Here is a 23,564-nt window from a genome sequence, read left to right on the forward strand (position 1 = left end):
ATGAGCATGCAACCGCTGTTGCTGGCCGGCCATTGGCAGGCCTCGCTGGAAGAGCGCGGCAGCTTCCGCGCCGAGGATCCGCGCGACGGGAGCGCGTTCGGTCCGTCGTTTCCGATCAGCGGCGCCGCCGACCTGGAAGCGGCGCTGAGCGCGGCGGCGCTGAGCGCCGATGCGCTGGCGGCGGCCGCGCCGGAACGCATCGCCGCGTTCCTGGACGCGTATGCGGACGCGATCGACGCCGACGTCGAGCGCCTGGTGGCGCTGGCGCATGCCGAGACCGGCCTGCCGGTGGAGCCGCGCCTGGCCAAGGTGGAGCTGCCGCGCGCCAGCGGGCAGTTGCGCCAGGCCGCGCAGGCGGCGCGCAGCCATAGCTGGGCGCAGCCGGTGATCGACACCGCGGCCGGCCTGCGCGCGCAGCTGGGGCCGCTGCACAAGCCGGTGCTGGTGTTCGGCCCGAACAATTTCCCGTTCGCGTTCAACGCGGTGGCCGGCAGCGATTTCGCCTCGGCCATCGCCGCGCGCAATCCGGTCATCGCCAAGGCGCATCCGTCGCATCCGGCCACCAGCCAGCGTCTGGCGCAGCTCGCGCACCAGGCGTTGCTGGCCAACGACCTGCCGGCGGCGACGGTGCAGTTGCTCTATCACTTCGACAACACGCTGGGCCTGGAACTGGCCGGCGATCCGCGGCTGGGCGCGATCGGCTTCACCGGCAGCCGCGCCGGCGGCCTGGCGCTGAAGGCCGCCGCCGACCGTGCAGGGGTGCCTGCGTACGTCGAGCTGTCCAGCGTCAATCCGGTGTTCCTGCTGCCGGGCGCGCTGGCCGAACGCGGCGCGGCGCTGGCGCAGGAGTTCTTCGCTTCCTGCACCATGGGCAGCGGCCAGTTCTGCACCAATCCCGGCATCGTGGTGGTGCCCGAGGGCGAGGCCGGCGATGCCTTCGTCGCCGCGGCCACTGCGCATTTCGCCGCGGCCGCGCCGTCTCTGCTGTTCTCGCGCGGCGTGCTGGAGCACCTGCAGCGCAGCGTGGCCACGCTGCGCGATGCCGGCGCCGCGGTGCTGGCCGGCGGCCAGGCCGATGCCGGCCCTGGCTATCGGCATGCGCCGACCCTGCTGGAGGTGTCGGCCGAGGCGTTCCTGCAGCAGCCCGAAGCGCTGCAGACCGAGGCGTTCGGCCCGGTCAGCCTGATCGTGCGCGGCGGGCTGGGGCAGTTGACCGCCCTGGCGCGCAGCTTCGAGGGCAATCTCACCGGCACGCTCTATCGCGCCGCCGACGGCAGCGACGATCCGGCCTTCGCCGCGCTGGCCGCGGCGTTGCGCCCGCGGGTGGGGCGCCTGATCTGCAACAAGATGCCGACCGGCGTGGCAGTGAGCCCGGCGATGAACCATGGCGGCCCGTACCCGAGCACCGGCCATCCCGGCTTCACGGCCGTCGGCATGCCGGCGGCGATCCGCCGCTTCGCCGCGCTGCACAGCTACGACGGCGTGCCCGACGCGCTGCTGCCGGCGCTGCTGCGCGACCGCAATCCCGGCGGCGTGCAGCGGCTGATCGACGGCTGCTGGAGCACCGCCGACGTGGAGCCGCGCGCATGAGCGAGCAATCCCAGATCGGCGGACTGACCCTGGAGCAGGCGCACGCGCAACTGGCGCCGTGGCCGCAGCGGACGCCGGCGATCCAGGAGCAGGAGTACCGGCAACGCCTGGCCAACGCGCGTGCACTGATGCGCGCGCACGGCGCCGACGCGCTGCTGATCGGTGCCGGCGCCTCGCTGCGCTACTTCACCGGCGTGCCGTGGGGCGCCAGCGAGCGGCTGGTGGCGATGCTGCTGACCGCCGAAGGCGATCCGCTGCTGATCTGCCCGGCGTTCGAGGAAGGCTCGCTGGACGCCGTGCTGTGCCTGCCCGTGCGCAAGCGCCTGTGGCAGGAACACGAGGATCCGCACGCGCTGGTCGCCGAGGCCTTGCTGGAACTGGACGCGCAGAGCCTGGCGCTGGACCCGGGCGTGGCCTTCGCGGTGCACACCGGACTGGCGGCGGTACTGGGCCGGATCGCGATCCGCGATGCGACGACCATCGTCGACGGCTGCCGCATGCGCAAGTCGCCGGCGGAACTGGCGCTGATGCAGCAGGCCTGCGACATGACCCTGCACGTGCAGCGTCTGGCCGCCGGACTGATCCGCGAAGGCATCACCACCGCGGAGCTGACCCGCTTCATCGACCAGGCGCATCGTGCGCTCGGCGCCGACAACGGCTCGACCTTCTGCATCGTGCAGTTCGGCCACGCCACCGCGTATCCGCACGGCATTCCCGGCGTGCAGGCGCTGCGCCCGGGCGAACTGGTGCTGATCGATACCGGCTGCACCGTGCAGGGCTACCACTCCGACATCACCCGCACCTACATCTTCGGCGAGCCCAGCGAGAAGCAGCGGCGCATCTGGCAACTGGAGCACGACGCGCAGGCGGCGGCGTTCGCCGCGGTGCGGCCGGGCGTGGCTTGCGCGGTGGTGGACGAGGCGGCGCGCAAGGTGCTGCAGCGCGCCGGGCTCGGCCCGGACTACCAGTTGCCGGGGCTGCCGCACCGCACCGGCCACGGCTGTGGCATGAGCATCCACGAGGCGCCGTACCTGGTGCGCGGCAATGCGCTGGCGCTGGCCCCGGGCATGTGCTGCAGCAACGAGCCGATGATCGTGGTGCCGGGCGAATTCGGCGTGCGCCTGGAGGATCATTTCTACGTCACCGAAGACGGTGCGCAGTGGTTCACGCCGCCGTCGCCAGCGATCGACCGGCCGTTCGCCTGATGCGCAGGGCGGCCGCTTCCACCCTTTGCCCGGCGGCCGCCGCGGCGTGCCACGGGCGCGTGCCGCCCTGCGGAGTCCCTCGATGAAACGCATGCCTCTGCCCGCCGCCGGTGTGCTGCTGCTGAGCCTGCTGGCGGCCTGCCAGCCGTCCGCGGCGCCAACGTCCGCGGCGCCGGCTGCGGCGGCACCGGCCAAGGCCGCGGTGCCGCCAGCGCAGGCTTTCGCCGCGCTGCTCGATGCGCAGTGGCAGTACCAGCTCGCCCACCATCCCGAGTTCGCCAGCATCATCGGCGACAGCCGCTACAACGATCGCTGGAGCGACTATTCGCTTGCCGCCCTGGAGGCCGAACGCCAGGCCACCGCCGGGTTCCTGGCACGCTTCGATGCGATCGATGCCAGGGCGCTGTCAGCGCAGGAGCAGTTGAGCCTGCAGATGATGCAGCGGCAGTTGCGCGACCGGCTGGAGGCGATCGCGCTGAAGAACGACGAGATGCCGCTGGAGCCGGTGGGCGGCATCCAGGTCGCGCTGCCGGGCTACGCTCAGGCGTTTCCGTTCGCCAGCGTCAAGGACTACGAGGACTACATCAAGCGCCTGCAGGCGATCCCGGCGCTGCTCGACCAAGTGGTGGCGCTGTCGCGTGCCGGCGCCAAGGACGGACTGGTGCAGCCGAAGTACCTGCTCGAGCGCATTCCCGCACAGGTGCGCGAGATCGCCGCGCCGGCCGGCGCCGACAGCCCGTTCGCCGCCCCGCTGCAGCAGTTCCCCGCGGCCGTGCCCGAGGCGGAGCGGCCGCGCCTGCGCGCGGCGATGATCGCGGCGATCGACCAGCAGGTGCGCCCGGCCTATCGCAAGCTGGCCGATTTCGTCGCCAACGAATACGCGCCGCAGGGCCGCGCCCACGAAGGCCTGTGGTCGCTGCCCGATGGCGAGCGCCGCTACCGCTTTGCGATCCACACCCAGACCACTACCGATCAGCCGCCCGAGCAGATCCACAAGACCGGCCTGGCCGAGGTCGCGCGCATCGAAGGCGAGATGGGCGTCATCGCCAAGCAGCTTGGCTATGCCGACCTGGCTGCGCTACGCAAGGCGGTGGCCCATGACCGCAAGTTCTTCGCCACCTCGTCCGAGCAGATCCTGCAGCGCTACCGCGACGACATCGCGCAGATGCAGCCGAAGCTGCCGACGTTGTTCGGCACGCTGCCGAAGACGCCGCTGGAGGTGCGCGCGATGCCCGCGTTCCGCGCCACCGCGCCCGGTGCCGAGTACTGGCAGAGCGATGCGCAGGGCAGCAAGCCGGGGCTGGTGATGGTCAACACCAGCGACTACGCACACCGCACCCTGGTCAACATCGAGGCCACCGCGTATCACGAAGGCGTGCCCGGCCATCACCTGCAGATCTCGCTTGCGCAGACCCTGCCGCTGCCGCCGTTCCGCCAGCAATCCGGCTACAACGCCTACGTGGAAGGTTGGGCGCTGTACGCCGAGCGGCTGGGCAAGGAAGTGGGCTTCTACCGCGATCCGTACAGCGACTACGGCCGCCTGGCCGGCGAACTGCTGCGCGCCAACCGGCTGGTGCTGGATACCGGCGTGCACTACAAGCGCTGGACCCGGCAACAGATGGTCGATTTCTTCCACGCGCATCCGTCCGACGACGAGCCCAGCATCCAGTCCGAGACCGACCGCTACATCGTCTGGCCGGGCCAGGCGCTGGGTTACAAACTCGGCGAACTGGACATCCTGGCACTGCGCGAGAAGGCCAGGCGCGCGCTGGGCGAGCGCTTCGACATCCGCGCCTTCCACGATGCCATCCTCGGCGGCGGCGCGATGCCGCTGGACCTGCTGGACGCGCGCATCGACGCCTGGATCGCCCAGGTCCAGGCCGGCGCCCCCGCCACTCCGGAGACTTCGCGATGACCTCCCGTTCCCGACTGCGCACGGCGCTGGCCCTGGCCATCGCCTGCACCCTGGCCTGGCAGGGCGCTGCCGCCGCCGCGCCGGCAAAGACGTCCGCGCCGGCCTCCGCTGCGCCCGCCGGTGATGCTGGCGCGCGCTTCAAGGCGCTGTATCAGCGTGAATGGACATGGCGCCAGGCGCAGTTCGCCGGCGCCGACGACGAGGACGCGCAGGGCCAGGCCGCCGATCACCTGCCCAAGGTCGATCCAGACACCCAGGCGCAGCGCACCGCGTACTGGCAACAGGCGCTGCACGACCTGGACGCGATCGACCCGGCGCAGTTGTCGGCGCAGGACCAAGTGAACTATCAGGTCTATCGCCAGCAGCTGCAGGTGCTGCTCGACCAGCAGCGGTTCCGCGCCTGGGAGATGCCGTTCAACAGCGACACCGCGTTCTGGAGCGACCTGGGGTTCACCGCACGCGCCACCTTGCGCAACCGCGAGGACTACCAGCGCTACCTGGGGCAGCTCGCCGACATCCCGCGCTACTTCGACGAGCAGATCGCCAACATGCGCGCCGGCCTGGCGCGTGGTTTCGCGCAGCCGGCGGTGACCCTGCAGGGCCGCGATCAGTCGATCGCCGAGGTCGCGCAGGCGCCGGGCGAGACCAATCTGTTCTACACCCCGTTCAAGCAGATGCCGGCGACGATCCCCGCGCCGCTGCAGGCGCAGTTGCGCGCGCAGGCGCGCACGGCGATCGCCCAGCAGGTGGTGCCGGCCTACGCCAAGCTGCTGCGGTTCATGCGCGAGGAGTACCTGCCCAAGGCGCGTCCGGCGCTGGCTGCCGAATCGCTGCCCGATGGCTCCGCGTACTACCGCGCGCAGATCCGCGAATACACCACGCTCGATCTCAGCCCTGAGCAGATCCACGCGGTGGGCCTGAAGGAAGTGGCGCGGCTGCGCAAGGAGATGGACCAGGCGATCGTCGACAGCGGCTTCAAGACCCCGCCCGGGCAGCAGACCTTCCCGGCGTTCCTGCATTACCTGCGCACCGATCCGAAGTTCTACGCCAAGACTCCCGAAGAGCTGCTCAAGGACGCGGCGTGGATCGCCAAGCGCGTGGACGGCAAGATCGGCGACTACATCGGCCGGTTGCCGCGGCAGCGCTTCGCGATCGAGCCGGTGCCGGCGGACCTGGCGCCGTTCTACACCGGCGGCCGTGGCGGCCCGGGTATCTACCTGGTCAACACTTACGACCTGCCGTCGCGGCCGCTGTACAACCTCACCGCGCTGACCCTGCACGAATCCTCGCCTGGCCATGCGCTGCAGATGCCGCTGGCCGCCGAGCAGGGCGATCTGCCGGATTTCCGCCGCTACACCTTCATTTCCGCCTACGGCGAGGGCTGGGCGGTGTACTCGGAATACCTGGGGCAGGAGATGGGGATGTACGACACCCCCTACGACCGCTTCGGCTACCTGACCTACCAGATGTGGCGCGCGTGCCGGCTGGTGATCGACACCGGCATCCACCATGACGGCTGGACGCGCGAGCAGGCGCAGGCGTTCCTGCGCGACAACACCGCGCTCAGCGAGCACGAAGTGACCACCGAAGTCGACCGCTATATCGCCTGGCCCGGACAGGCGCTGTCGTACTACCTCGGTGAGCTGAAGATCCTGGAGCTGCGGCGCAAGGCGGAACAGGCGCTGGGCGAGAAGTTCGACCTGCGCGCGTTTCACGATGCGGTGCTAGAAACCGGCTCGGTGCCGCTGCCGGTGCTGGAGCAGCGCATCGATCGGTTCATTGCCGAGGGTGGGAAATCGCCTTGGGGCGCCGCAACGAACGCACCGGCGGCTCCATGACGAACGCGTCGCCACGCGCCGGGATGGCGAACGGTTCTCGCCGCCGTTCGAGGCCATGGGGCAGGGCGGAGATGCGAGTGAGGGGATGCGAGTGAGCGGACGTGGTGCAGTCTTGAGCCATGGAACTGGCAGAGACTGCGTCCGTACCCTCATCCGCCCCTTCGGGGCACCTTCTCCCGGTGGGAGAAGGGAGAGCCGGCTTTTTAGCCCCTCTCCCTTTGGGAGAGGGGTTGGGGTGAGGGTAGGGGCGCGAAGCGCATGCGCTGTTTCAGCTGCACGAGGCTGCGCCCGTACCCTCATCCGCCCCTGCGGGGCACCTTCTCCCGAAGGGAGAAGGGGCAACTGCAGGTTGTTGTGAATCGCCAGTGACACCAATCCAGCGGGAGACGCCATGGCCGCACAAGGCAAGTTCCACAAGCGCTTGAGCCTGACCGATCTGACCTTCATCGGTCTGGGCTCGATCTTCGGTTCCGGTTGGCTGTTCTCCGCTAGCCACGTCTCGGCGATCGCCGGGCCGGCCGGCATCGTGTCGTGGATCGCCGGCGGCGTGGCGGTGCTGCTGCTGGGCCTGGTGTACTGCGAACTGGGTGCGGCGCTGCCGCGCGCCGGCGGCGTGGTGCGCTACCCGGAGTACTCGCATGGCGTGCTGCTCGGCTGGCTGATGGGCTTCATCACCCTGATCGCTTTCTCCAGCCTGATCGCGATCGAGGTGGAAGCAGCGCGGCAATACGCGGCGGCGTGGTTCCCCTGGCTCAACCAGGCCGGCAGCACCCATCCCAGCGTCGCCGGCTGGCTGCTGCAACTGGCGCTGCTGGTGGCGTTCTTCCTGCTCAACTACTACAGCGTCAAGACCTTCGCCACCGCCAACAACATCGTCAGCGTGTTCAAGTTCCTGGTGCCGGTGCTGGTGATCGTGCTGCTGATGGCGCACTTCGATGCGCGCAACCTGCACGTGCAGGGCTTCGCGCCGTTCGGCGCGGCCGGGGTGGAGGCGGCGATCTCCGCCGGCGGCATCATCTTCGCCTACCTCGGGCTGACCCCGATCGTGTCGGTGGCCAGCGAGGTGCGCGATCCGCAGCGCAACATCCCGATCGCGCTGATCCTGTCGGTGGCGCTGTCCACGGTGATCTATGTGCTGCTGCAGCTCGCCTTCCTCGGCGGGGTGCCGGCGCAGCATCTGGCCAACGGCTGGGGTGGCATCGACAAGGCGTTTTCGCTGCCGTACCACGACATCGCCCTGGCGCTGGGCATGGGCTGGCTGGCGGCGCTGGTGATCTGCGACGCGATGATCTCGCCCAGCGGCACCGGCAACATCTACATGAACGCCACGCCGCGGGTGGTCTACGGCTGGGCGCGCAGCGGCGGTTTCCTGCCGGTGCTGACCCGCGTCGACGCCGCCTCCGGCATCCCGCGTCCGGCGCTGTGGCTGAGCCTGGGCCTGTCGGTGTTCTGGACCCTGCCGTTCCCGTCGTGGGAGGCGCTGATCAACGTGGTGTCCGCGGCGCTGGTGCTGAGCTATGCGGTGGCGCCGGTGACCGTGGCCGCGCTGCGGCGCAGCGTGCCGGAGCTGCCGCGGCCGTTCCGCTTGCGCGGCATGGCGCTGCTCGGGCCGCTGTCGTTCATCGTCGCCGGGCTGATCGTGTATTGGTCGACCTGGAACACGCTGTCGTGGCTGCTCGGCCTGCAGATCGCGATGTTCGCGCTGTACGTGCTGTACCGCCTGCCCAACGCCGCCGGCCGCGCGCGGCTGTGGCGGCAGGTGCGCGGCGTGCTGTGGCTGATCGTGTTCTTCGCGCTGGTGCTGGTGGTGTCGCGCCTGGGCACCTTCGGCGGCAGCGGCTGGATCGCGCATCCCTGGGACACGCTGTGCGTGGCGGCGATCGCCTTGGGTTGCTACCACTGGGGTGCGCGCAGCGGCCTGCGTCCTGAGGAACTGGCGCTGGAAGAGGATGACGGGGAATAGCCCGGTGCGTGTGTGTGTGCGTAGGGGCAGCGCTTGTCCCTTTTGTGGGACTAGCTGCGACAGACGTTATCGGGAAAGCCCGTCGCGGCTGAAGCCGCTCCTACGAGAAATAAGCGTGCCATCGAAACTCTCGGAAACCGCATGAACAAGTTCGTTGCATCGATCGTCGTTGCCCTGGCGTGCTGCGCCGGCGCCGCCCAGGCCGCGCCCAGCGTCGCCGACTACCAACGGTCGCTGGGCCTGCGCGAGGCCTGGATCGGTCTGACCGAGAACGTGACCTGGCCGGCGCAGTGGCGCGACGACGGCGCGTTCTACTACCGCAAGACCGTGCCGGGCGGCTTCGCCTTCGTGGTCGAGGACGTGGCCAGCCAGCGCAAGCAGCCGGCGTTCGACCAGGACCGGCTGGCAAGCGCGCTGAGCGCGGCGACCGGCACCGCCTATCCTGCGCTGCGCCTGCCGTTTACGCGCTTCGCCTACGTTGCCGAGGGTGGCAAGTCGCAGGCCGCGATCGCCTTCGAGATGGATGAAATGCCGTGGCGCTGCACGCTCACCAGCTACGTCTGCGCGCGCGCCGACAGCGGCCCGCAGCCGCGGCCGCGCGGTTTCGGCGTGGTGCGTGACCTGAGCGTGCCGGCCGACGCGACCCCGCGGCGCTCGCCGGACGGGCGCTGGGAGGCCTATGTCGACGGCAACGCGGTGATGCTGCGCGTGGTGGCCGACGGGCGCACGCTGCGCCTGGCCGATGATGGCCGCAGCGATGATTTCTACGATCCGGAAACCATCGCCTGGTCGCCGGATTCGCAGCGGCTGGCGCTGTACCGGGTGAAGCCCGGCTTTCCCCGCCGCGTCACCCGGGTCGAGGCGGCGCCGCCCGGCGGTGGCCAGCCGGTGGTGCGCACCCAGTTGTATCCCAAGCCCGGCGATGCGGTGGACATCGAGCGGCCGGTGCTGTTCGACCTGAGTGCGCTCGCACACGGCGGTACGCCAAAGCAGTTGGCCATCGACGATGCCCTGTTCGCCAACCCCTACCAGCTCTCGCCGATCCAGTGGCGCCGCGACAGCGCCAGTTTCGTGTTCGACTACGTGCAGCGCGGTTTCCAGCGCATGCGCGCGATCGCGGTGGACGCGGCCACCGGCAAGGCGCACGTGGCGGTGGGCGAGGACGCCAAGACCTTCGTCTATGCCGATCGCAGCTACCACCACGATGTCGATGGCCTGGGCCAGGAGATCCTGTGGATCTCCGAACGCGACGGCTGGCGCCATCTGTACCTGTTCGACGGCACCAGTGGCCGGATCAAGACGCAGATCACCAAGGGTGAGTGGATCGTGCGCGACGTGCTGCGCGTGGACGATGCGCAGCGGCGCATCTGGTTCACCGCCAGCGGCATGGATGCGGGCAAGGATCCGTACTATCGGCAACTGTTTGCGGTGGATTTCGACGGCGGCCACCTGACCCGGCTGACCGAGGTCGATGCCGACCACGACGTGGCCATCGCCGACGACGGCCGCCATTACGTGGACGTGTACTCGCGTCCGGACATGGCGCCGGTGATGGAGCTGCACGCCATCGACGGCAAGCTCCTGCAGGTGGTGGAGCGCGGCGACATCGGCAAGCTGCAGGCCGCCGGCTGGCGCGCGCCGCAGATCTTCGTCGCCAAGGGCCGCGACGGCAAGACCGACATCTGGGGCATGGTGGTGCGGCCGCGCGACTACGACCCGCACAAGAGGTACCCGGTGATCGAGAACATCTACGCCGGCCCGCACGATTCCTTCGTGCCCAAGACCTTCTGGCCGTTCGGCTACCACTCCGGCGGCGACAAGCAGATCGGCATGCAGGCGCAGGCCGACCTGGGCTTCATCGTGGTGATGATCGACGGCATGGGCACCGCCAACCGCTCCAAGGCCTTCCACGACGTGGCCTGGAAGAACCTCGGCGATTCCGGCTTCCCCGACCGCATCGCCTGGCACAAGGCGCTGGCGGCGCAGGATCCGTCCTACGACATCGGCCGCGTCGGCATCTACGGCGCGTCGGCCGGCGGGCAGAGCACGCTGGGCGCGCTGGAGCGGCACCCGGACTTCTACAAGGTGGGCGTGGCCTATGCGGGGTGTTACGACAACCGCATGGACAAGATCAGTTGGAACGAACAGTGGATGGGTTGGCCGGTGGACGCCAGCTACGCGCGCGCGTCCGGCGTGGACAACGCGGCCAAGCTGCGCGGCGACCTGTTGCTGATCGTCGGCGAGCAGGACAGCAATGTCGACCCGGCCTCGACCGCGCAGGTGGTGGACGCCCTGATCAAGGCCGGCAAGGATTTCGATCTGCTCGCCGTGCCCGGTGGCGAACACACTGTCGGCCGTTCCACCGGTCCCATCGACTATGTGCAGCGTCGCCAGTACGACTTCTTCGTGCGGCATCTGCTTGGGGAGCCGACGCCGGCGTGGAATCGGCTGTAGTGAGCCGGGATTGGGGATTGGGAGTGGGGATTCGTAAAGGCGCGATGATTCCCTTCTCCCATCGGGAGAAGGTGCCCCGCAGGGGCGGATGAGGGTACGGGTGCTGCAATTGGTCCGGAAGCCGCGCGGTGCTACCGTACCCTCACCCCAACCCCTCTCCCGGCGGGAGAGGGGCTTTGGTCTCCCGCGATGATTCCTTCTCCCATCGGGAGAAGGTGCCCCGCAGGGGCGGATGAGGGTACGGGTGGTGCACTGGCGTTTCGGAGGCATTGCGGCGTCCGGACCCTCACCCCAACCCCCGCTCCGCGCCCCGGCCCGCGCTTGCGGCGCGGGCGCTCCAGGGCACGCGCGCCAGTGGCGCGCAAGCCGTGCCCTGTCGCCCCGGTGGGAGAGGGGCTTTGGCGATCGGCGCCGACGCCCCCGCTCTTGCGAATCCCAAATCCCCACTCCCAAATCCCCAAACTAAAGACATCGCCAAACCAGCCGATATCCCGGCACGTCTCCCCACATCCCGGCCCGCCATGACCGCCATTGCTCCCACCTCCTCGATCGCGCTGTCCGGCATGCGTGCGGCGGGGTCCGGGTTGCAGGTGCGCGCCAACAACATCGCCAATCTCGCCACCGAGGGCTTCCAGCGCTCCGTGCCGGTGAACCAGGCGAGTGCCGGCGGCGGTGTGGTCGGGCAGGTGCAGCAGGCCGACGGGCAGGGTAGCGATCTGGTCGACGACATGGTCGGCACCCTGACCGAGCGCACCGCGTTCCAGGCCAATGCGCGCGTGCTGCGCGCGGCCGACGACAGCATCGGCAGCCTGCTCGACGTGCTCGCGTAGGCGGCCACCGACGCGTTGCGATCCCGCAGCGCAGCACCGCCGCGACCACGCGGCTATGCGATTTTCCGCACCGATCCTCGGCACAGCGCACAAGACGTTGCGGCGCGCGCGGCGCACGATGCGACGATCGCATTGCATCGGGGACGGTAAATGGATCGGAGAGATTTCCTGCGTCAGGGCCTAGCGGTCGGTGCGGTCGCCGGCGTGGAAGCGCTGGCCGGGCGTGCCGCCGCGGCACCGGCGGCGTCTAGCGTCGCGCGTGCGCCTGCACCGCCACAACTGCAGCCGCTGGCGGCCGACGCACTTGCCGGGCACACCCTGCAATGCCGTTTCGTCGAGGCCGGTGCGACCTGGGAGGTGTACGAAGACCTGCGCCAGCCCGACGGCGATCTGACCCTGCGCGGGCCGGGCGGCGCGCTGGTGCTGGGCAAGCGCACCGAAGCGGTGTATCCGTCTGCGCAAGCGCCGTACTTCGGCATGGCCTTGGCCGAGGTGGCCATGGCCGATGCCGACCTGCTCGCCGATCGCCTGCTGCGCGACGGCGACCCGCGCGCCGAGGAGGTGCGCGACGTCGCGCCGCCGCCGGCCTCGCAGCTGGATCCCAAGGACTACAACGGGCGCCTGCCGTGGACCACCTTCGTCGGCACCCGCGAATGTGCCGACACCATGCCGGTGTACCCGGACGGGCGCACCCGTTGCTATCGCGCCATCCAGTCGTTTCCTGAGCTGGGCAAGGACGAACTGGTGCGGAACCGCAGCGAAGGCCTGCTCGGCGGCTGGATGCCGGCGGTGCGCAAGGTGGTGCCGGCCGGCGAGGGCCGCTACTACGACATCCTGCTGTTCGCCGACGTGCTGGCCGAGGACCGTTTCGTGGTACAGACCTGGCACCGCAGCGCGCTGGTCGAGCACGGCAAGGTCAGCAAGGTGGTGTACGGCTACAGCTATCCCGACTACCCGCCACGGCGCGGCCCGCGCAGCGCCGAGGACTTCTACCGCGGCCTGCTCGCCTTCGCCGGCTACTGGCAGGCGCAACTTGCCGATACCGTGCAGGCGCAGACCCCGGACCCGAGCTGGCGCGACATGGCACGATTCGCCTTCGCCCGCGAACTGGTGGTGCGCCCGGGCGGCACCTATCCCAAGTACGGCGCGGTGGATCGCGACTACTACGGCAACGAATACGACGGCTTCCAGGACACCTTCACCAGTTCGTTGTACGCCAACCTGGAGTGGGGCCGCTTCGCCCAGGCCGCGGCGGTGCTGGACGGCTACTTCAGCGATTTCGTGCAGGCCGACGGCATGGTCAACATGCGCGGCCCGGAGACCGGCCAGTTCGGCCTGACCCTGTCGCTGCTGGCGCGCTACCTGCGCTACACCGGCGATGCCGCGCTGCTGCGCAAGCACCGCGACAAGATCGCCGCCACCGCGCAGGTGCTGATCGAACTGCACGACGCCAGCCTGCGCCTGCCGGCATCGGCAGCGGGGCACGGCCTGATCCATGGCTGGAACGAATCCGACGCCTGCCTGTTCCCCGATCCGCAGGTGTGGTGGAAGCCGTACTACGCCAACAGCGCGCTGGCGGTGCGCGGCTGGCAGGACCTGGCCGCGGTGTGGAGCGGCATCGCCGGGCCGGGCGGGCAGGCCGCCGCAGCGCAGTGGCAGCGCCGCGCGCAGCAACTGTCCGCGCAACTGCTGCGCACCCTGCGCGGCAATGTCCGCCGCGACCTGCAGCCGCCCTACATCGGCCCATTGCCCGGGGTGAAGCTCACCTTCCGCCAGTCCTTGCAGCAGGAACATCCCAGCGAGCAGGGCTGGCCGCACCGCGCCTATGCCGAACTGCTGCAGGCCGACGTGCTGCCCGACGACCTGGCGCACCTGGTCATCGACTGCGTGCGCGGCCACGGCGGCACCAGCCTCGGCGTGGTCGGCAACATCACCGCGCCGACGCCGGAGGCGCGCGACCTGCTCGGCTTCATCTCCTACGGCTACGCGCAGCAGTTGCTGCGCCTGGATCGTATCGAGGAATACCTGCTGTTCCTGTACGCGCACCGCTACCACGTGCACACCCGCGGCAGCTGGACGGCGGGCGAGGTCAGCGGCATCACCGGTGGCATGCCGCTGTTCTGCATCCCCGCGCAGTTGACCATCCCGCTGCTGCTGCGCTGGATGCTGGTGTTCGAGGACAGCGCCGGCGAGGAACTGTTCCTGGCGCGGGCGCTGCCGCGCGACTGGCTGGGCAGCGGCGAGACGATCGCGATCGATGCGGCGCCGACGCGCTGGGGCAGGGTGTCGCTGGCGTTGCACGGGGATCCGGCGCGCAAGCGCATCGACGGCAGCGTGACGCTGCCGGCGCAGCGGCCGGCACGGACCTGGCTGACCCTGCGCGTGCCGGCCGGCACCCGCCTGCAGGAGGTGCGGCTGGACGGGCAGCCGGCGGCGCTGTCCGGGCCGCGCAACGAGCGCGTGCTGGTCCCGGCCGGCAGCGCCGCGACGGTGGCGATTTCGGCCGTCTACGGCTGAGTGGCGAAAAAGTCGGAAACGTCCCGCTAGCGTGCGGGGCAGTGCGGTATTCCGCACGTTTTCCCGATAAATACGACAAGACGCCGCGCGCATCCTACGCGCACATTGTGGCCGTGCAGTGAATGTCCAGGGGGAGATTCACCGCACGTCACCGGGGACGCAGCGCATGGGTCGTGCGCGTCGCCGTGCAGGCGGCGTCGGGATCGTCCCGTCCGGCGGCGCATGCGTGGACACGTCCGTTTTCGTATCCGCCACACGCGCTGGCGACGGGGCGGCCGCCTGGGGAAGGGCGGCGCTCCGGCGAACGCCAGGCTGCCGCTCAGGAGATTTCCGATGCCGTCTTTGCTCGAACGCGTTGCGCCGCTGTTCCCGTGTTCCTGGCGCGCCGCCGCGCCGCAGCCCGGTGCGCTGGCCGCGGCGATCTGCACCGCCCTGGCCCTGCTCGCGCCGGTAGCGCAGGCGCAGGATGCACAGACCCAGGACAGCCAGGCGACCACCCTGGAACGGATCAGCGTCACCGGCAGCCACCTGCGCCGCGTCGATGCGGAGACCGCCAGCCCGGTCATCACCATCGACCGCCAGCGCATCGAGGACAGCGGCCAGGACACCCTCGGCCAGTTGCTGCAGCAGCTGCCGGCGATGGCCGGCAACATGCCCAACGTCTCGCTCAATTCCGGCTTCAGCCATGGTCGGGCGCTGGTCTCGCTGCGCAACCTCGGCCCCGAGCGCACCCTGGTGCTGGTCAACGGCCACCGCATGGCCGGCCCGGCCAGCAGTGTCTCGGCCGCGCCGGGCGTGGACGTCAACGCGATTCCGGCGGCGATGGTCGAGCGCATCGAGGTGCTCACCGATGGCGCCTCGTCGGTGTACGGCTCCGACGCCATCGCCGGCGTGGTCAACATCATCCTCAAGGACAAGTACGACGGTTTCGCCGCCACCGCCGACTACGGCCTGAGCACCCACGGCGACGGCAACCGCCGCTCGCTCGGCCTGGAGTGGGGCAAGACCTGGGACCGCGGCGGGCTGATCCTCGGCGTGAGCCGCAGTTCGATGAACGCGCTGTACGACAGCGACCGCGACTACGCGCGCACTGCGCAGAACTACCTCAACGGCCAGATGGTCGAGCGCCGCGGCAACGGTACCCGCGCCTTCCTGCGCAACGGCAGCGTGCTCACCCCCAATGCCGATCTGCCGCCAGGCCAGGTCACCGCCAGCGACTTCCACACCTACAGCCAGGCGGTGGAAGGCTACAACTCCTACACCGGGCAGTACCTGATCACCCCGGTGCAGCGCACCAACGCCTCCGCACACGCCAGTTTCGATTTCACTCCGAACGTGCAGGGCTACCTGGACATGTTCTGGACCCGCAGCGAGACCACCTCGCAGCTCACCGCCTACGGCCTGGAACTGCCCAACGCGGCGCAGAACTACTACAACCCCTTCGGCGCCCAGCTCAGCCGCTACCTGCTGCGCTCGGTGCCGGCCAACACCCGCGTCTACACCTCCACGATGTACCAGACCAACATCGTCGCCGGATTGCGCGGCAAGTTCGGCGACAGCAGCTGGCAGTGGGACGCGGCGGCCGGCTACGCGCACTACAAGGACACCCTGGTGCGCAACGGCTTCTCCATCACCTCGGCGCTGAACAACGCGGTGGGCGCCTCGTTCCGCGACAGCGACGGCACCATCAAGTGCGGCACGCCCGGCAACGTGATCGCCGGCTGTACACCGATCAACGTGTTCAACCCGGACGATCCGGCCACCATCGCCGCCATCAAGGCCACCCAGAGCGCGGTCGACCTGATCGACGAAAGCACGATGAAATTCGCCGAGGCCAGCATTAACGGTGACCTGTTCGCGATGCCGGCCGGCGCGGTGCAGGCCGCGTTCGGCCTGTCGTTCCGCAAGAACGGCTTCTCGCAGGGCACCAGCAACCCGGTGGCGGCGGCCGATGCGGACGGCAACTGCGATTACAACGATGGCTGCATCATGAACCAGGGCCACGACGAGACCATCAAGGAGGCCTACGCCGAAGTGCTGGTGCCGCTGCTCAAGGGCGTGACCGGCGCGCAGGCGCTGAATCTCAACCTGGGCACGCGCTACTCGCGCTACGACTATTGGGGCAGCACCACCAACAGCAAGGTGGCGCTGGAATGGCGGCCGATCGACAACCTGCTGATCCGCGCCACCGGCTCGCAGGTGTTCCGCGCGCCGGCGCTGGGCGATCTGTACGGCTCGCCGTTCAACGGTGTGGTCGACGACGCCGGTACCTATACCGATCCGTGCAACGGCTACACCGGCGGCGGCAATCCCGCAGCCTGCGCCAACGTGCCGACCAACGGCAGCTTCGTCAACAGCTCTTCCTTCACCGTGCTCACCACCGGCTCGGCCAACGCCGGCTTCGCGATCAAGCCCGAGCAGGGCCGCTCCTACAACATCGGCGCGGTGTACGACCCGGGCTGGGCCGAGGGCCTGTCGCTGAACCTAGACAGCTGGCGCGTCACCCTGGACGACATGATCAACGGCACCGGCCTGGATCAGGTGCTGCAGAACTGCTACGACGGCCAGAGCGCCTACTGTCCGCTGATCAAGCGCGGCCCCACCGGGCAACTGGTCAGCGTCACCGTGCCGTTCGCGATCAACAGCGGCAAGGTCGACATCCGCGGCGACGACATCGGCATCAAGTACGCCTTGCCGGAGACGGCGTGGGGGCGCTTCCGCGCAGGGATCGATGCCACTTACCTGTCCAGCTACAAGTTCAGCGGCGATCCGCACAACTACGTGGGCGAACAGTCCAGCTACGGCAACCTGCCGCGCTGGCGCGCCAACGTCACGCTCGACTGGGACAACGGCCCCTGGCACGCGAACTGGAACACGCGCCTGATCGGGCGCACCACGGTCGGCAGCGCCTACGAGGACTTCTGCGTCAACACCGCCGCCGACGGCAGTTGCGTGTACTTCCCGGTCGGCACGGTGACCTACCACGACGCCAGCGTGAGCCGGAAGTTCGAGAGCCTGCACAGCACCCTGGCGCTGGGCGTGAACAACCTCGGTAATCGTACGCCGCCGCGCTACTACGGCTATGCCAGCGCGGCCAATACCGATGCGTTCACCTACGACACGTTGGGACGTTACTTCTGGGCGCGGATCAGGACCGAGTTTTGATCCCCACGCCTGCTCCAGATAGCGCCGCCTCGCATGTGCGGCGCGGCGCCACCGTCCTCCTGCGGCGTCTGCTGTTCGTCGCTGCCGCGGTGACGGCAGCGGCTAACGCTGGCGATCAATTGGATCGCGATGGCGAAGGCCTGCAGCCCAGCAATGCCGCGATCGGCATGCCGCGCTTCGCCGGCGATGCGCTCCCGCTGCCGGACAGCGGCGTGGCGTTCGCGCCGGGGCAGGGGCAGGGCCAGTTGCAGCGGGTCTTCGCCGCCGACCTGGCGGCGGGTGCCGGCAGCGCGCCCGGCCGCGATTTCTGGATCGACCGCGTGCTGGCGCGGCAGGGCACCGGCGGCGGCTTCGGCGACAGCAACAGCTGGCTGTTCACCCGCGGTCGCGCCGCCTACCTGTACACGCACAAGCCGGAGGAACCCGGCTTCGTCGGCGACGCGGCCTATGTGCATAAGACCGGGCACGACGCGCTGTTCCGCCTGCAACTGGAGCGCGACGGCAAGCCGATCGCCCTGGTCGAGGACAATGCGCAGCGGCGGCAGACGCCGAGCTACTTCAGCAGCGTGTACACCGGTGCCGGCGTGCGCCTGCAACTGGTCAAGTTCATCAGCGAGCAGAACGTGGCGGTGGCCGAGGCCACCGTGTCCAGCACCAATGGCGTGGCGCACACGCTGGCGTTGCGCGCGGTCTCGCCGATGGCCACGCATGCGCAAGGCACCGAACTGACCGGTGCCTTCGTCACCCACAACGCCATCACCACGCTGTTTCCGCGGTTGTCCGGCGATGGCTTCGCGGTCGATGGCGCGAGCATCGTGCGGCCGCTGGCGGTGCCGGCGCGCGGGCCGGCACCGACGCTGAAGGTGCAACTAGGGCTGATCGCGCGCGAACTGCCTGCCTCGCTGCAGGAATACCGGCGCATCGCCGCACAGTCGCCGCAGCAGGCCTATCGCGAGCACGTCGTCGCCTACAACCGCTGGTGGGCCGACAACCTGCCGTACCTGGACACGCCCGACGACAACATCGACAAGACCCTGTTCTACCGCTGGTGGCTGCTGCGCTTCAACTTCCTGGACGCGGCGGTGCCCGGCAACGACTACCAGTTCCCGGTGGCGATCGAAGGCGTACTCGGCTACGACAACGCCATCGTGCTCACCACCGGCATGTTCATCGACGACCTCAAGTACCTGCGCGATCCGCTCTACGCGTACGGCTCCTGGCTCGGTGCCGGCGAGACCGCCGGTGGCGGCAAGTACGTGGACAATCCCGGCGCGCCGGAGAACTGGTCCAATTCCTACGCCCAGTACCTCAGCGCCGCCGCCTGGCGTGCCTACCAGGTGCATGGCGGGCCGCCGGCGATCGCCGGGCAACTGGCGCGCTACGCCAGCCAAGACGTGGAGGCGCTGCTGCGCGCCTACGACCGCAACGGCAACGGCCTGATCGAATACGACTGGGCGGCGATGACCGGCAACGACGCCGATGCGGTGTCCTTCGACTGGGCCAAGCGCCATGGCGCGCCGCGCATGGACCGCAGCGAGAGCGCGTACGTGTACGCCAATGCGCTGGCCGCCGCGCAGGCCGCGCAACTGGCCGGCGATGCCGCCACGGCGGTGCGTATGCAGGCGCTGGCTGCGAAGATCCGCCGTGCCGTGCTCGACGTGCTGTGGCAGGACCACAGCGCGCAGGCCGATGGCATGGGCCTGCACGGCGACCTGCTCAAGCAGCGCCAGGCCGATGGGCCGCGCCTGCCGGTGGACTGGAAGGAGACCAACAACTATTACCCCTTCAGCGTCGGCCTGATGCCCAGGCAAGGCGATGCCGACGCCGATCCCAAGTACGTGCGTGCGCTGCGCCTGTTCGCCGACGCCCGGCAGTTCCCGCTGTTCCCGTTCTACACCGCCAACCAGGCCGATGCGCAGGCGCGCGGCGAGGGCGGCAGCAACAATTTCTCGGTGATCAATTCCACCGTGGCGTTCCGCCTGCTGGGGAGCGCGTTGCGCGACTACCCCAGCCCATACCTGGACGCGTCCAGCTACCGCAAGCTGCTGTACTGGAATGCCTGGGCGCACTACATCGACGGCGACAACCGCTACCCGGACCAGAACGAGTTCTGGGCACAGGGCAGCGCCGCCGATGGCGGCCACATCGGCTACCGCTCGTGGATCCATCACACCCAGCTCGGCGCCACCAACTTCACCGTGATCGAGGATGCGATGGGCCTGCGTCCGCGTAGCGACGCCTTGATCGAGCTGTATCCGATCGACATCGGCTGGGATCATTTCGCCGCCGACCGCCTGCGCTACCGCGATCGCGACCTGAGCATCGTCTGGGATCGCGACGGTCATCGCTACGGCGGGGCCGCGCCGAAGGGCTATTCGCTGTATCTGGACGGGCATTTGGCCTTCACCGTCGACCGCCTGGCACACGTGCTGTACGACCCGGCCAGTGGCCGCGTGCAGGCCTTGCCGGATGCGGTCAATGCCGATGCGGCGTCGCTGCGCGTGCTGGCTGCGCATCGGCTCGCGCTGCAGGCGCCGCAGCAGGTGCGGTTTCCTGGCGCAGCGCGGATCGGTGCGGTGCTCGCCGATGCCGGGCTGGACATCGCGCTGCCGCCCGGCGCGCGCAATCTGGCGCAGGGCGCGGCGGTTAGCGCCAGCTACGCGACCGAGGGCTTCCCGGCCACCGCGGTGGTCGACGGCAGCACTGCCAACGAACCGTTCTGGGGTACCGCCGGTTCGCCTGCCGCCAGCGACTGGCTGGAGCTGGATCTGCAGCGCCCACAGACCCTCGACGACGTGCGCGTGTACTTCTATCGCAGCTCGTCGCCGCCGGGCGAACAGCATGGTTTCCCGTCCGGCACGCGCGCCGGCTACGCGCCGCCGTGGCTGTATGTGCTGCAGTACTTCGACGCCGGCGTGTGGAAGACCGTGCCCGGCCAGGTGCGCGATACGCCAATCGCACAGGGCAACCGCAACCGCATCCGCTTCCCGCCGCTGCGCGCGCAGCGCTGGCGCGTGCAGGTCACGCATGCCGGCGCGCTGCGCACCGGGATCAAGGAGGTCCAGGTCTATGCCAGCGGTGCTGCGGTCCCGGCGGTACATGGCAACCAGGCGCCGCAGGTGGAGGCCTGGCAGGAAGACGGCAGCAGTGCCGGTGGCGTGGTGCGCCTGGCCGGCCGGGTCGGCGACGATGCCCTGCCGAACGGCAGGCTTTCACTGCACTGGCGCACGCTGCAGGCGCCACCCGATGGCGCGGCGCTGTTCGAGCAGCCGCAGGCGGCCACGACCCAGGTGCGCTTCACCGCGCCCGGCGCCTACACCCTGCAGTTGCAGGCCGACGACGGCGCGTTGCAGGGGCACGCCGAGGTCGCGGTGATCGCCGCGGCCACGCCGGTCGGGCAGACGCTGCAGGTGCAGGGCGAGGCCACGCCGAGCGCGCAGTTCACTGCAGGCCACCATCGCCTGCAGGCGCTCAACGATGGGCTGCTGCCGGCGCCGGACCAGGTGCCGGCCGCCGACCGCCGCTGGGGCAGCTGGGGACGCGCGCAGCCTGCCTCAGTGTGGGTGCAATATCAGTGGCCGCAACCGCAACGGCTGACCGCGGCGGCGCTGTATTTATGGGACGACCAGCCGCAGGGCGGTGTCGCGCTACCCCGCGCGTGGACGCTGCAATACCTCGACGGCACGCAGTGGCGCGACATCGCCGTGCGCGGCGGCTATCCGGTGCATGGCGAGGGCGCGCCGAGCCGGGTGGCGTTCGCGCCGATAGTCACCACCGCGTTACGCGCGGTGCTGCAGACCGCGGCACAGGGCGAGGGCCACTACGCCGTCGGCCTGGACGAATGGCAGGTGTTCGCCGAGCGCGCGGTGGCGACCGAAGCGGTGGACGTGCGCATCGCGCCCGGACAGGTGCCGACATTGCCGGCGCGCATCGCCGGCACCTTCGCCGACGGCAGTTGGGCTTGGCTGGGCGTGCGCTGGTCGCAAGTTGATCCGGCTGCGCTGGCCGGCGAGGGCCGCGTACAGGTGCAGGGCCTGGCCGATGGCGGCGTACCGGTAACCGCCAGCGTGTGGGTCCGCGCGACCGCGCCCGGACAGCTCACCACGGTGCAGGCACCGCCGCCGCTGCACGTGCGCGCCGGGCGGACGCCGACGCTGCCGGAGCGGGTCTCCGTGCAGTACAACGACGGCTCACGCGAGCGCGTGCCGGTGCAGTGGTCGCCGCTGGCGCCGGCCGCCTACGCCAGGCCCGGCCGCCTGAGCGTGGTCGGGCAGGCGCAGGGGCGCGAGGGTAGCGGCGCGCTGCCGGTGCGGCTGGACCTGGTGATCGAGGCGGAGGCGGGGCCATGAGCGGGAAGCCAGTAGGCGCCGTGGTCGCTTGCCTACTCGCGGCCTGCACCGCTTGCATCAGCCTGGCCGCGGCCGCAGCACAGACGGTGCCGTGGTCGCGGCAGGTGCATGCGCCCGGCAATCCGATCCTGGCCGACGGCCGTGACTATTCGGCCGATCCCGCGCCGCTGGTCGCCGACGGCAAGCTCTACATCATCGCCGGCCGCGATGAGGCGGCGCCGGAGCAAAACGACTTCGTGATCGACCGCTGGCAACTGCTGGTCACCGACGATGTCGGCCGCGGCAACTGGACCCACTACCCGACGTTGCTGCGTCCGCAGCAGGTGTTCGCCTGGGCGGCGCCCGGCCACGCCTATGCCGCGCAGATCGTGCAGGGACCGGATAAACGCTATTACCTGTATGCGCCGGTGCAGGAAGTGCACTCGCGCAATGCCGATCCGTTCGCGATCGGCGTGGCGGTGGCCGACAGTCCGTTGGGGCCGTGGCGCGATGCGCATCCGCAGGGGCCGATCCTGTCGCAATCGCTGCCGGCGCCCAACGCCATCCAGAACATCGACCCGACCGTGCTGGTCGACGACGACGGCCGTGTGTACCTGTACTGGGGCACCTTCGGCAAGCTGTTCGGCATCGAGCTGGAATCCGACATGGTCACGCCGAAGGGGCAGGCGGTGGCGGTGACCACGCTGGACGGCTACTTCGAGGCGCCGTGGCTGTTCAAGCGCGGCAACACCTACTACATGGCTTACGCCGGCAACCGCGCCGGGCCGGCGTCGGAATGCACGCCGACGCTGTACCACGCCTGCATCGCCTATGGCAGCGCACCCTCGCCGCTGGGGCCGTGGACCTACCGCGGGGTCCTCCTGCCGCCGGTGTCCTCGACCACCTCGCATTCGGGCATCGTCGAATTCAAGGGCCAGTGGTACCTGGTCTACCACACCGCCGACGCCAAGGGTGGCGGGCATTTCCGCCGCAGCGTGGCGATCGACCGGCTGCAGTGGGACGATTCCGTGCAACCGGCGCGGATCCTGCCGGTGGTGGCCACACGCCGGCCGCAACCATCGCTGCCGCCGCAGCGCAACCTGGCCCGCTACGCGCAGGCCAGCGCGTCCAACGGCCCCGACATCCCGCACCAGTACTGGATCGCCGCGCTCAACGATGGCCGGGTCAAGCGCAATCCCTTGCCGCCGCAGCTATGGGGCAGTTGGACGCCGCACAACCCACCGCAGCAATGGCTGCAGTACAGCTGGGCGCAACCGGTGACGCTGCAGCGCAGCCGCATCCTGTTCTGGGCCGATCATCCGCCGGGCGCCGACAGCGGCGTGGCGCCGCCGGTGCGCTGGCGGCTGGAATACCGTCGCGACGGGCGTTGGTGGCCGTTGGCGGAGAGCACGCGCCCGCCCGCTGCCGGTCGCTGGCAGACGCTGCGCTTCGCACCGGTGACCACGCGCTGCGTGCGCGCGGTGCTGGACGCCGCCGGCGCTGGCGAGCGCCACGCCGCGCTGGCGGTACAGGAGTGGGAGATGCTGGCGCCGCAGGCGCAGCGCCTGCCGCAGGCCACGGCGGCAGATGCGCAGCATTGCGACGATGCGCGGTGATGCGCGCGGATGGCGCCGCGTGGCTCGCCATTCACGATACGGCGGTGATGGCGCGCATGCCGCGATTCGGCGCAAATCCGCATCGCGGCGCGGCACAGGCGACAAGACGCGCTGTCACCCGGATGCCACAGTGACAGCGGGGT

At 69.8% G+C, this 23,564-nt stretch carries 11 protein-coding genes; all 11 read left to right on the forward strand.

Translation table 11 applies throughout. The features are described from left to right. The 11 genes from GGR71_RS06890 to GGR71_RS06940 all read left to right on the forward strand — a co-directional run bounded on the left by GGR71_RS06890 (nt 1) and on the right by GGR71_RS06940 (nt 23,421). Nucleotides 1–1,590 carry an aldehyde dehydrogenase family protein gene (locus tag GGR71_RS06890; protein WP_160963046.1) on the forward strand — a complete coding sequence of 530 codons (1,590 nt, stop codon included), beginning with the start codon at nt 1–3 and terminating at the stop codon, nt 1,588–1,590. Further along, nucleotides 1,587–2,795, forward strand: a complete 1,209-nt coding sequence (locus tag GGR71_RS06895) for a M24 family metallopeptidase (protein WP_160963048.1) — start codon at nt 1,587–1,589, stop codon at nt 2,793–2,795. The genes GGR71_RS06890 and GGR71_RS06895 overlap by 4 nt, the downstream gene beginning before the upstream one ends. Before the next feature lie 82 nt (nt 2,796–2,877). Beyond that, nucleotides 2,878–4,710 (forward strand): DUF885 family protein, encoded by a 1,833-nt coding sequence (locus GGR71_RS06900; protein WP_184451762.1) that lies wholly within the window; start codon nt 2,878–2,880, stop codon nt 4,708–4,710. After that, the gene (locus GGR71_RS06905; RefSeq protein ID WP_160963052.1) at nt 4,707–6,548 is read left to right on the forward strand and encodes a DUF885 domain-containing protein; all 1,842 of its coding nucleotides are present in this window, start codon (nt 4,707–4,709) and stop codon (nt 6,546–6,548) included. Before GGR71_RS06900 ends, GGR71_RS06905 begins: the two co-directional genes overlap by 4 nt. Before the next feature lie 391 nt (nt 6,549–6,939). Then, nucleotides 6,940–8,511 (forward strand): APC family permease, encoded by a 1,572-nt coding sequence (locus tag GGR71_RS06910; protein ID WP_160963054.1) that lies wholly within the window; start codon nt 6,940–6,942, stop codon nt 8,509–8,511. 141 nt (nt 8,512–8,652) lie between these two features. Beyond that, on the forward strand, nt 8,653–10,965 hold the full coding sequence (locus GGR71_RS06915) for a S9 family peptidase (RefSeq protein ID WP_160963056.1): 2,313 nt from the start codon (nt 8,653–8,655) through the stop codon (nt 10,963–10,965). 521 nt (nt 10,966–11,486) lie between these two features. Beyond that, entirely contained in the window at nt 11,487–11,795 is a 309-nt protein-coding gene (locus tag GGR71_RS06920) for a flagellar basal body protein (protein ID WP_160963906.1), read from the forward strand. A 150-nt stretch (nt 11,796–11,945) separates the two neighbouring features. Further along, entirely contained in the window at nt 11,946–14,312 is a 2,367-nt protein-coding gene (locus GGR71_RS06925) for a glucosidase family protein (protein WP_160963904.1), read from the forward strand. 333 nt (nt 14,313–14,645) lie between these two features. After that, the gene (locus tag GGR71_RS06930) at nt 14,646–17,477 is read left to right on the forward strand and encodes a TonB-dependent receptor (protein WP_160963902.1); all 2,832 of its coding nucleotides are present in this window, start codon (nt 14,646–14,648) and stop codon (nt 17,475–17,477) included. Nucleotides 17,478–17,596: 119 nt separating this feature from the next. Beyond that, complete coding sequence (locus tag GGR71_RS06935) at nt 17,597–21,826, forward strand: Ig-like domain-containing protein (protein ID WP_160963910.1); 4,230 nt, start codon at nt 17,597–17,599, stop codon at nt 21,824–21,826. Further along, nucleotides 21,823–23,421 carry a family 43 glycosylhydrolase gene (locus GGR71_RS06940; RefSeq protein WP_160963900.1) on the forward strand — a complete coding sequence of 533 codons (1,599 nt, stop codon included), beginning with the start codon at nt 21,823–21,825 and terminating at the stop codon, nt 23,419–23,421. Before GGR71_RS06935 ends, GGR71_RS06940 begins: the two co-directional genes overlap by 4 nt. Nucleotides 23,422–23,564: the final 143 nt, after the last annotated feature.

This window comes from Xanthomonas sp. F1 (assembly GCF_014199855.1).